The 11557-nt window shown below is 57.7% G+C and carries 9 protein-coding genes; 4 read left to right on the top strand and 5 right to left on the bottom strand.

Features of this window, described 5'->3' with window-relative positions:
- Window positions 1–12 precede the first annotated feature (12 nt).
- Window positions 13–1365: an HlyD family type I secretion periplasmic adaptor subunit gene (locus ACXAET_RS07725; protein WP_475183507.1), complete on the top strand. Its 1353-nt coding sequence runs from the start codon at window positions 13–15 to the stop codon at window positions 1363–1365.
- 79 nt (window positions 1366–1444) lie between these two features.
- On the top strand, window positions 1445–1822 hold the full coding sequence (locus ACXAET_RS07720) for a rhodanese-like domain-containing protein (RefSeq protein WP_475183505.1): 378 nt from the start codon (window positions 1445–1447) through the stop codon (window positions 1820–1822).
- Window position 1823: 1 nt separating this feature from the next.
- Here ACXAET_RS07720 and ACXAET_RS07715 read toward each other — a convergent pair whose 3' ends face one another.
- Window positions 1824–2624, bottom strand: coding sequence for an alpha/beta fold hydrolase (locus ACXAET_RS07715; protein WP_475183504.1), 801 nt, complete (start codon window positions 2622–2624; stop codon window positions 1824–1826).
- A 49-nt stretch (window positions 2625–2673) separates the two neighbouring features.
- Here ACXAET_RS07715 and ACXAET_RS07710 point away from each other — a divergent pair, with 49 nt between their 5' ends.
- Window positions 2674–3048, top strand: coding sequence for a hypothetical protein (locus tag ACXAET_RS07710; RefSeq protein WP_475183502.1), 375 nt, complete (start codon window positions 2674–2676; stop codon window positions 3046–3048).
- A 59-nt stretch (window positions 3049–3107) separates the two neighbouring features.
- Here ACXAET_RS07710 and glyA read toward each other — a convergent pair whose 3' ends face one another.
- Window positions 3108–4403, bottom strand: coding sequence for a serine hydroxymethyltransferase (gene glyA / locus ACXAET_RS07705; protein WP_475183500.1), 1296 nt, complete (start codon window positions 4401–4403; stop codon window positions 3108–3110).
- A gap of 167 nt (window positions 4404–4570) precedes the next feature.
- On the opposite strand from glyA, the gene ACXAET_RS07700 reads away from it, so the two are divergent.
- Window positions 4571–5332 carry an NAD kinase gene (locus tag ACXAET_RS07700; protein ID WP_475183498.1) on the top strand — a complete coding sequence of 254 codons (762 nt, stop codon included), beginning with the start codon at window positions 4571–4573 and terminating at the stop codon, window positions 5330–5332.
- 253 nt (window positions 5333–5585) lie between these two features.
- Here ACXAET_RS07700 and ACXAET_RS07695 read toward each other — a convergent pair whose 3' ends face one another.
- From ACXAET_RS07695 to ACXAET_RS07685, 3 genes are all read right to left on the bottom strand, one after another.
- Complete coding sequence (locus ACXAET_RS07695; RefSeq protein ID WP_475183497.1) at window positions 5586–7025, bottom strand: amidase family protein; 1440 nt, start codon at window positions 7023–7025, stop codon at window positions 5586–5588.
- A 93-nt stretch (window positions 7026–7118) separates the two neighbouring features.
- A complete protein-coding gene (gene prpE / locus ACXAET_RS07690) occupies window positions 7119–9008 on the bottom strand; it encodes a propionate-CoA ligase PrpE (protein WP_475183493.1) in 1890 nt (629 codons plus the stop codon).
- A gap of 261 nt (window positions 9009–9269) precedes the next feature.
- On the bottom strand, window positions 9270–11543 hold the full coding sequence (locus ACXAET_RS07685) for an NADP-dependent malic enzyme (protein ID WP_475183491.1): 2274 nt from the start codon (window positions 11541–11543) through the stop codon (window positions 9270–9272).
- Window positions 11544–11557: the final 14 nt, after the last annotated feature.

Here is an 11557-nt window from a genome sequence, read left to right as displayed (position 1 = left end):
GGGGGGTACGACATGAATGAACTGGTGCCCGTGAACAACGATCCCAAATCGCCCGAGGTTTGGTATGCCGAAGTTCCGCGTTCTATCAGCCGCTTCGTCGTCATTGGGATGGTCATGCTTGTTATCTGCTTTGGCGGTTTTGGTGTCTGGTCCTTCCGGGCGCCCTTGGCTGCTGCCGTGATCGCACAAGGCAGCTTTGTCGCCACGGGGCGCAACAAGATCGTGCAGCACCTCGAAGGCGGCATTATCCAGGATATCAAGGTTGTCGAAGGTCAGTATGTTGAGGCCGGGCAGGTGATGATGACGTTGGACCAGACCTCGGCCGAAGCCAATGAGCGCGAGCTGTTTATCCGGAAAGTTCGCCTTCAGGCCATGTCCCAGCGTCTGAATGCAGAATACAAAGAGCTGCAGAGACTTGAGTTTTCACCCGAATTGACGGCTAAATCGGACGATACCGAGGTGATGGCCATTCTCGATGGTCAAAAGATCACCTTTGATCTGTCCCGTAAAACGTTGCTGAACGATATCGCATTGCTGGAACGGAATATGGAAGCCCTGAGAATCCGCTCAAGCGGATTTGAGGCGCAGTTGGACAGCATGGTTCGGCGATCAGAGATCCTTCAGGAAGAGCTTGAGACGAAACAGGCGCTGTTTGAAAAAGGTTTGGTGCGAAAGGGGGAACTGAACACGATCCGCCGCGTACAGGCCGAAGCTGAAGGGCAGCAGGCGCGCTTGCAGGCCGAAGCCTCTGAGATCAGCCAGATGTTGTTGAAATATGAGGAACAGATTGATCGCACCCGTGCGGCCTATCGTGAGGCTGCGTTGGACGAGTTGGGCGTGATCGATGCTGATCTGGAAAGTGTGCGTGAAAAAGCCCGACAGGCCCGCAGTGTTCTGGATCGCGCTGTTGTGCGGGCTCCGGTCACGGGGACCGTGATACGTATGCACTATCACACACCGGGTGGTGTTATCGAGACCGGTGTGCCAATCGCCGAGATCCTGCCCTCGGACGCCCCTTTGATCATCGAAGCACAGATTCCACGCACCGATATCGACAGCGTCGTAACCGGGCAAGATGCAACGGTGCGTCTTGTCGCCCTGAACCAGCGGACAACGCCGGTTCTGAATGGTCAGGTGTTTTATCTGTCGGCGGACTCGGTGATGGAAGATAGCGCCGGTGCGCCACAAGAGGTTTATGTGGCCCGCATCTCGTTGCAGCCTGAAGAGCTTGACCGCGTGCGCGGCTTTATCCCAACACCGGGTATGCCCGCTGAAATCATGATTCAGACCGAAGAGCGTACCTTTGCGGCCTATATCGCGAAACCAGTGACCGACAGCATGTCGCGCGCCTTCCGCGAACAGTAATGGGGCTGGCCGCACGGCCAGTCTACCTCTTCCATTTTTGACATGATAACCTCCGCTGAAATTCATCGGAGGACTGAGCATGCCGCAAACTGTAAAGGATATGATGGAGGCGGCAAATGCCGTGGTCGAGCGAATCGATGTTGGCAAAGCGAAGCACCTGATAGAGCAGGGCGGCCTGCTGCTGGATGTGCGCGATGCCGTAGAGCTGCAGCAGACAGGGCGGGCCAGCGGTGCTCATCATATCCCCCGTGGGGGGTTAGAATTCCGTGCAGACGATGCCTTGAAATCCCATGACGCTGAGCTGCGGAAAGATCGACCGATCGTCTTATACTGTGCTGCCGGTGGTCGCGCGGCGCTGGCCGGTAAGCTGTTGAAAGATATGGGGTACGAACAGGTTTATAACCTTGGCGGCCTCACCGATTGGGTCAATGGCGGTGGCGACGTTTCTAGCGACTGACTCAGGCGTTTAGAAACGTCCTGACGGCAGTCTCGAACTCTCTCGGCTTCTCGGCGTGCAGCCAGTGGCCCGCGCCGGGAATTTTGGCGAATTTAGCGGCTGGAAACAGCGCGCGGATCAAATCGCGGTGCTGAGGCAGAACATAATCTGACTCGGCCCCCGACAGAAAAAGCGCTGAACCTTGCCAGCTTGCATCCACTTGTGGAAAGCCCATGATTTTGGGCATCTCGGCTGCCAGCACATCCAGGTTCAGCAACCAGCGTTGTCCTTTGATGTCCAGCGATTGTGTGAAAAAGCTTTGCAGTGATTTTTCCACATTCAGCGCGGCCAGTTGTTCGGATGCGTCGGAACGACGCTCAACCTTGGTCAAATCAACCGAACGCATCGCTTCGATGAATTGGATCTGGCTGTGAGTATAGGCGACGGGCGCGATGTCCGCCACCACAAGCTTGCGCACCAGATCACCGTGTCGAAGGGCCAGCATCATCGCCGCCTTGCCACCCATTGAGTGGCCAACCACATCCGCGCGCCCGCCGAAATGCGCGATCACCTCGGCAAGATCATCAGCAAGATCGGGATAGCTGTGCTGATCGGTCCACATGCTGTAGGCATGGTTGCGCATGTCGACGGCGATGACCTGCCGTTCATCGGCCAGCCGTCGGGCAATGACACCCCAATTCCGCGCAGAGCCGTACAGCCCATGGGCAATCAAAACAGGAGGTTTCGCCGTAGGTTCGCCATGTAAGATCGTGTTCAGCATAGCGCCGTGATACCCGCCAAGAACAGAAACAACCAGCCCCATTGTCGCCCCCGCAAACGGTGGTTAGATTGGCAGGCTCGGAGGTTCGCCCATGTCGGATAACACAGACATCCAAACCCAGATTGCGCAGACGGTTGAGTTGCTGCGCAAGAAGTTGGGTGTGAAAGATGCGACTCTGACAACCTCGATCCGAAAGGCCAAGCGGCGTCTGCCCCGCCGTATTTATAAACAAGCGTTGCTATTGGCGCGTGCCGAACCATTGGCGGACCATCCCAGGCTACGGCTGACATTGGACGCTCAGAAACTGGCGCGAGCGTCCGAGCAGGTTCAGGAGCATTTGAGCGGTATCAACCTTGCCGACCGGCGATTGGGTTGGTTTTTGGGAATGCTGGGCGGGCTGGCGTTCAACCTGCTGGCCTTGTCCGTCCTGCTACTTATTTTCTTGCGGTGGCAGGGCTTTATTTGACCGACAGACGAAAAACGGCGCCCATCAGGCGCCGCTTGGGTCGTAAGGTTTAAACCTTACTACAGGTTTGGATAGATCGGGAACTTGGCGCAGAGGTCTGCGACCTCGGCCTTAACCTTGGCTTCGACGGCGCTGTTGCCGTCTTCGCCATTGGCGGCCAAGCCGTCAACCACTTCGATGATCCAGTCGGCGATCTGGCGGAATTCAACCTCGCCAAATCCACGGGTGGTTCCGGCGGGCGAGCCCAGACGGATGCCCGAAGTGATGGTCGGCTTTTCCGGGTCAAACGGCACGCCATTCTTGTTGCAGGTGATATGCGCGCGGCCCAACGCCTGTTCGGTGGCGTTGCCCTTGACGCCTTTAGGGCGCAGGTCGACCAGCACCACATGGGTGTCAGTGCCGTGGGTCACCGTATCCAGTCCGCCCTTGATCAACTGATCCGACAGCGCCTGAGCATTGGTCACGACCTGCTGGATATAGCTTTTGAACTCGGGACGCAGCGCCTCGCCAAAGGCTACGGCCTTGGCGGCGATCACATGCATCAGCGGGCCACCTTGAATGCCGGGGAAGATCGCCGAATTCACTTTCTTGGCGATACCTTCATCATTGGTCAGGATCATGCCGCCACGTGGTCCGCGCAAGGTCTTGTGGGTCGTCGTTGTCGCCACATGCGCGTGGGGGAAGGGGCTGGGATGCTCGCCTGCCGCCACCAGACCGGCGAAATGCGCCATGTCCACGTGCAGATAGGCACCAACCATGTCGGCAATCTCGCGCATGCGGGCAAAGTCGATCTGGCGTGGGATGGCTGAACCCCCGGCGATGATCAGCTTGGGCTGATGCTCTTTCGCCAGTGCTTCGACCTGATCGTAGTCCAGCATGTTGTCTTGTTTGCGCACACCGTATTGCACCGCGTTGAACCACTTGCCCGACTGATTGGGTTTTGCACCGTGGGTTAGGTGACCACCCGCATCCAGGCTCATCCCCAAAATCGTGTCGCCGGGCTGAATCAAGGCCTGGAATACGCCCTGGTTCGCCTGAGAACCCGAGTTCGGCTGGACGTTGGCAAACTCGCAGCCAAAAAGCTGCTTGGCACGGTCGATGGCCAGATTCTCGGCAACATCGACGAATTGGCAACCGCCATAATAGCGCCGTCCGGGATACCCTTCGGCGTACTTATTGGTCATGACCGAGCCCTGCGCCTCCATCACGGCGGCAGAGACGATGTTTTCCGACGCGATCAACTCGATCTCGTCGCGCTGGCGGCCCAACTCGGATGTGATCGAGCCAAACAGCTCGGGGTCACGATCCGCAAGGGACTGGGTGAAGAAACCGTTGTCACGAATATTGACGTTCATGGGGACTCCAAATGGCTGAGCTGTTCCTTGCGGATTTCCTATCGGAAACCGATCATATGCAAAAGGTGTAAAACGACGATTTGGCCCGCTGCGGCGTCAAGTCTGGTTTATTGGGGAAAGGTATGTTTGTTTCGGAACCAAATGTGCAGCACCGGAAACCGGAAGAGATGACAAAGAGAATCGCCTTTCTCGCCAGCGACGCCAAAGTGGCGCAAACCGCGCGGGACAGCCTTGTGAAACGCTATGGTAATGTCGCACCGAGGGACGCGGATGTTGTGGTTGCCTTGGGCGGGGATGGGTTCATGCTGCACACGCTGCACAACATGCAGCACCTCGATACACCCGTCTACGGAATGAATCGCGGCACCATTGGATTCTTGATGAACGAGTTCCACGAAACCGACCTGATGGAGCGTCTGGCCACAGCCGTGGAAGAGGTCATCAACCCTTTGGCGATGCTGGCACTGGATCAGTCCGGAAAGCTGCACGAAGCGCTGGCCATCAACGAGGTATCGCTGCTGCGGGCCGGTCCTCAGGCAGCGCGGTTAAAGATCAGCGTGGACGGGCGTGTACGGATGGCCGAACTGGTTTGTGACGGCGCGTTGTTGTCCACACCGGCGGGCTCGACCGCTTACAACTATTCAGCTCACGGGCCTATTCTACCGATCGGGGCGGATGTTCTGGCCCTGACGGCAATTGCGGCGTTCCGCCCCCGTCGGTGGCGCGGAGCGCTGTTGCCCAAGAACGCAAAGGTTCGCTTTGATGTCTTGGACGCAGATAAACGCCCTGTCATGGCAGACGCGGATTCTGTTTCTTTTCCGGATATAGACTGGGTTGAAATTCGATCTGAGCCTGCGATTCAGCATCGTTTGTTATTCGACCCCGGCCACGGGCTTGAGGAACGGCTGATCTCAGAGCAGTTCAATTAGGACCCTAGAAACAAACGATTATTCTCCTTGTGTGAACCAGTTCACAGGCATTGCATGTTTTCTTTGCTAATGTGAATTTGCCTGGGAACACGCCTTGGTGGGAGTGAGTGGCCACCAGACGGCGTTGTCGAATGATCGCGCAGTTTTCGCGCCGACGAGGGTGGGTGGTGCTACGCTCGTCGTCAGAATTCCGGGCTTATTTAAGTAAGAGGACCCTGGGTGAAAATCCCGGGGTCTATTTTGTTGACCGGGTCTACTTGGCCGCGCTCATTCTTTTCCAAAGGGGCAGGTGCATCTGACCAATCCGCGCCTCGATCGCTGCGGCGGCATCAACGGCCAAGTCCTCGCGCCAGCGGCGTGCGGCGATCTGGATATTGATTGGCTGCGGCCCACTAGGCAAATCAGTCAACCGTGCAGGCACGCAGGCGGCGGGCAGCCCAAGAAAGTTCATCGCGTAGGAATAGACGGCGCAACCCAGAACCTCATGCACGCCTTCCGCACCTTCCGTATCACGGTCTGGTTTGAAGAATGGCTGTGGTAAGAAAGGCGAAAGGACCAGTGGATAGTCTTGCATGAACAGGGACCATTCGCGCGCGTAGTGGCTGCGTTTGGCCAACATCTGAACCAGTTCGGTGCCGACGATGGGAGGGAATTCCTGAAAGTAGACGTCAAAAATATCCCGGATGGTTTTCGACCCCGCAGCTTCGATATCGCTTTTCATCAGGGTCAGGACCTCACCCATAAGGGTTCGGTATCCAGTCCGACCGCATTCGAACACATCAGGGGGCGAGACCTCCTCCACCTGATATCCGGCGTCTGACAGCGCGTCGCGGGCGGTGTCCAGGGCTTTCTCGACCTCGGGGTGAAGGGCATAGCCAAAAGTGTCTTTGGTGAAAGCAATCTTGATCGGGCCGTCCAAGGGTTCGCCGCGCCAAGGTATCGGAACGTGGAAAGGATCGCGCGGGTCTGCGGCGATCAGGCTGGGCATCGACAGGTGAAGATCAGCAGCAGAGCGGGTGATTAAACCCTGTACCGACATGGATTGCGCCAATAGCCCGCGCTCGGCCTGTTGGCTTGGGTTCCATGCTGGCACGCGGCCAAGACCAGGCTTGATCGTGACCGCCCCATTGGCTGCCGCCGGAAACCGAAGGCTACCGCCGATGTCGTTGCCATGCGCCAAAGCGCCAATCCCCGCCATCACCGCCGCACCGGCACCGCCCGAAGACCCGCCGGGCGAGATATGCCGGCCCCACGGATTGTGAGTCCTGCCATGCAACGGGTTGTCGGTGTCTGCGCGAAACGAGAATTCCGGCGTATTCGTCCGGCCGATCACAACGGCTCCGGCGTTTTGCAGATTTCTCACCACTGGCGCATCATCTGGCGCGATCACGTCCTTCAGCGCGACAACGCCGTTTGACGTGGCATGACCTTTTTGGTCGACGTTGATTTTGATCGTTACGGGCACCCCATGCAACGGCCCGACAGGTGCTCCGCGCGCTCGCGACCGATCCAGATGACGCGCCCTGTCCAGCGCCTCGGTGCTCAGGTCTTCGACGACGGCGTTCAGGTCTGGGTTTACCTGGTGCATACGGTCAATGGCACTTTGAACGGCGTCTTCGGCGCTGATGTCCCCGCTGCGGGTCAGGGTGGTCAGGTCGGTGGCGTTCAGGCGCCAGTAGTCTTTGGTTGTCATGTGGCCTCACTGTCTTGACCAGACAGTAGGCGCGTTGAATTCCGTTGCAAGTGAAAGCCGTGGGTCAGGCGGCCGTAGCCGCCTGAAATGTTCTTACTGCGCGAACCCGATGGATTTCAGCGCGACGGCAATCTCGTCCAGAATGGCCGGATCGTCGATAGTTGCGGGCATTTTGTACTGTTTGCTGTCCGCAATCGACACCATGGTTCCGCGCAATATTTTGCCCGATCGCGTCTTGGGCAGACGATCCACAACAACAGCCTGCTTGAAGGCCGCGACTGGGCCGATCTTTTCGCGCACCAGTTTGACCACGTCCTGCACGACCTCGCCATGGTCGCGGTCACATCCCGCGTTCAGGCACAGAAAACCAACGGGCATCTGACCTTTGAGCTGATCTGACACGCCAATCACGGCGCATTCGGCAACATCCGGGTGGGCGGCCAGAACCTCTTCCATCCCGCCGGTGGACAGACGGTGACCCGCAACGTTGATGACGTCATCGGTGCGCGCCATAATGTACAGGTACCCGTCCTCGTCGATCATGCCCGCGTCACCGGTTTCGTAATAGCCGGGGAACTGGTTCAGGTACGAGCTTTTGAACCGCTCTTCCGCGTTCCACAACGTTGGCAGAGTGCCGGGCGGCAGCGGTAGTTTGACGGCAATTGCACCCAGTTCGCCAGGTTTCATCGGGTGGCCGCCTTCGTCCAGGATCTGCACGTCATAGCCCGGCATCGCCTTGGCCGGAGAGCCCAGCTTGACCGGCAACTCCTCGATCCCCAGCGGGTTACCTGCGATGGCCCAACCGGTCTCTGTCTGCCACCAGTGGTCAATGACCGGAACGCCAAGCGATTTCTGAGCCCATTCGATCGTGTCCGGGTCAGCGCGCTCACCCGCAAGGAACAAGGCGCGCAGGTTCGACAGATCATATTTCGCCAGCATCTCGCCCTTTGGGTCTTCGCGTTTCACGGCACGGATGGCGGTGGGGGCGGTAAAAAAGCTCTTGACCTTGTGCTCGGAGATCACGCGCCAGAAGGTGCCGGCGTCGGGGGTGCCGACGGGTTTGCCTTCGAAAACAATCGTGGTGTTTCCGTGGATCAGCGGCGCGTAGCAGATGTACGAGTGCCCGACGACCCAGCCAACATCTGACGCCGCCCAGAATACATCGCCGGGATCGACGTCATAAATGTTTTTCATCGTCCAGTTAAGCGCCACCAAATGCCCTGCGGTCGGACGGACAACCCCCTTGGGCGAACCGGTGGTGCCAGATGTATAGAGGATATAGGCCGGATCGTTGCCGTCCACCGGCACACAGTCAGCCGGTTCCACCCCATACTGGAACCCATGCCAGTTGTAATCCCGACCTTCGATCAGTTGTGCGACTTCCTGTTCGCGCTGGAAGACCACACAGAAACCGGGCTTGTGGCTTGCCATCTCGATGGCGTCGTCCAGCAGGGGTTTGTAATGCACCACGCGGCCCGGTTCCATCCCGCATGAGGCGGCGATGATTGCCTTGGGTTCGGCGTCGTCGATCCGCAAGGCCAGCTCATTGCTTGCAAAACCGCCAAAGACCACTGAATGCACCGCGCCCAGACGCGCGCAGGCCAGCATCGCCTCAAGAGCCTCAGGGATCATGGGCATGTAGATGATGACCCGGTCGCCCTTTTCAACACCCTTGGCCCTCAGCGCTCCGGCCAGTGTGGCGACGCGGTTGCGCAACTCGACATAGGAAATCTCACGCTTGGTGTGGGTGATCGGGCTGTCATAAATAATCGCCGTTTGCTCTCCTCGGCCATTTTCGACATGGCGGTCCACAGCATTCCAGCATGTGTTGACCCTGGCATCGCAGAACCATTCGTATAGCGGCGCGTTTTCGTTAAACAACGCCTTGGTCGGTGGTTGAACCCAATCGATCCCCTTGGCGGCTTCCATCCAGAATGCTTCGGGGTCGGATTTCCAGCTCTCGTATACGTCCTGATATGCCACGATGACCTCCTCCTAAATCTCCGTGAATTGTGTAAGGCCGCCGGGGGGCACCACACAAGCAACGGAAATGACGAAGCGTCACTTTATCGCAAAATCTTTGCAGAATATGCCTGAGGTACTTGCAAATTTTTGCAAACAAGTCGCTCAGACCGATTTTTCGGGCATCAGGTAACAAGTTTTGCAAAACTGCAAACTTACACGTGCAAAGAATCACCTATAGCGCAGGCTCAACGGCCACGTGGCCAGTTGAGCCAATACAGATCAGCCGTAATGCGCAACCGGGGTACCGCCAATCGCCGCCATGTTCAGCAATCCGCGCGCCGTGATGGACGGGGTCACGATATGTGCCTTGTTGCCCATGCCCATCAGGATCGGTCCGACCTCAAGCCCGTCGGCCTTCATCTTCAGGATGTTGCGCACCCCGCTGGCCGCATCCGCATGCGCAAAGATCAAAACGTTCGCTGCCCCTTCCAGGCGAGAGTTCGGGAAAATCCGCGACCTCAGCTCCGGGTCCAGAGCCACATCAAGGTTCATCTCACCTTCGTAGGTAAAGTCCCGAGGTTCGGAATCGAGTATCTTAAGCGCGGCCCGCAGTCGTTTCCCAGAACCCTCGGCCTGATTGCCGAATTGCGATTGTGAGCAAAAGGCAATCTTGGGTTCGATCCCAAACCGACGAACATGACGGGCTGCCCCAAGTGTGGTTTCAGCCAGCTCTTCTGGTGTTGGCAACTGATGAACATGGGTGTCGGCGATGAACAAGGGGCCGGCTTCAAGTATCATGAGAGACAACGCCCCATGCGGGCGCAGCTCGCCATCCGCCAGGACTTGTTCAACATAGTTCAGGTGCCAGCGATATTCACCGAATGTGCCACAGATCATACTGTCGGCCTCGCCTCGGTGCACCATGATGGCTCCAATGGCTGTATTGTTCGTGCGCATGATGGCCTTGGCCAGATCAGGTGTGACGCCACGGCGCTGCATAATCTCGTGGTACGAGCTCCAGTAGTCGTAGTATCGGGGGTCATCTTGCGGGTTCACGATCTGGAAATCTTCGCCGGGTCGCACCTTTAGGCCCAGACGCTCGCACCGGGTGCCGATCACGTCGGGACGACCGATCAGGATTGGGGTTTCGGTGGTTTCTTCCAGAATGGCCTGTGCAGCACGAAGAACACGTTCATCTTCGCCCTCGGCAAACACGATTCTGCGCGAAGCTGCTGCAGCAGCCTCGAACACGGGGCGCATGAGCAGGGCAGATTTGAACACCGTCTGGTTCAGTTTCTCTTTATACGCTTCGATATCTTCGATTGGACGTTTGGCGACCCCGCTTTCCATCGCAGCCTTGGCCACGGACGAGGAAACGACACCCACAAGGCGCGGGTCAAAGGGCTTCGGGATCAGGTAGTCCGGTCCGAAGGTCAGCTGCTCACCCTTGTAAGCGGCGGCAGCTTCGGCGCTGGTGGTGGCGCGGGCCATTTCGGCGATACCGTCAACGCAGGCGATCTGCATTTCGTCGTTGATTTCGGTCGCACCGACGTCCAACGCGCCTCGGAAGATGAAGGGGAAGCACAAGACGTTGTTGACCTGATTGGGGAAGTCGCTTCGACCAGTTGCAATGATCGCATCCGGGGCAACTTCTCGCGCGGCCTCTGGCAATATTTCGGGGGTCGGGTTGGCCAGCGCAAAAATGATTGGCGTTTTGGCCATTTTCTCAACCATTTCGGGCTTGAGAACATTCGGCCCGCTTAGACCAAGAAATAAATCAGCATCGCCAATCACATCGTCCAGTGTGCGCAAATCAGATTTCTGGGCAAATTGGTCCTTGTGCGGGTTCATGTCCTCGGCACGGCCCTCGTAGACCAAACCATGAATGTCACACAGCCAGATATTCTCGCGCTTCACCCCCAATTTTACCAGCATCATCAGGCAGGCGATCCCAGCCGCACCACCACCGGTCGAGACGACCTTGATGTCTTCGAACTTCTTGCCTGCCACATGCAAAGCATTTTTCGCGGCGGCCCCTACAACGATGGCGGTGCCATGCTGGTCGTCGTGGAAAACCGGGATGTTCATCCGCTCGCGGCAGATCTTCTCAACAACAAAGCAATCGGGGGCTTTGATGTCTTCAAGGTTAATCGCACCAAATGTCGGTTCCAGCGCGCAGACAATTTCGGCCAGTTTTTCCGGGTCGGGCTGATCCACTTCGATATCGAAACAGTCGATTCCGGCGAATTTTTTGAACAGGACCGCCTTGCCTTCCATCACCGGCTTTGATGCCAGTGCACCGATGTCGCCCAACCCAAGCACCGCTGTTCCGTTGGAGACAACGCCCACAAGGTTGCCGCGCGCGGTGTAAAGCTCGGCATTTGCTGCATCCGCCTTGATCTCGAGGCTGGCCTCCGCCACACCGGGGGAGTAGGCGCGAGCCAGATCACGACCGTTTGCCATCGGCTTTGTCGCCTTGATCTCCAGCTTTCCGGGCTTTGGTTTGGCGTGATATTCTAGCGCGGCCTGCCGCAGGCTGGGTGTATCAGACATTGACGATTCACTTC

It is taken from the genome of Ruegeria sp. AWH4_226, from assembly GCF_056159225.1.
This window is presented reverse-complemented; position numbering and strand designations above follow the sequence as displayed.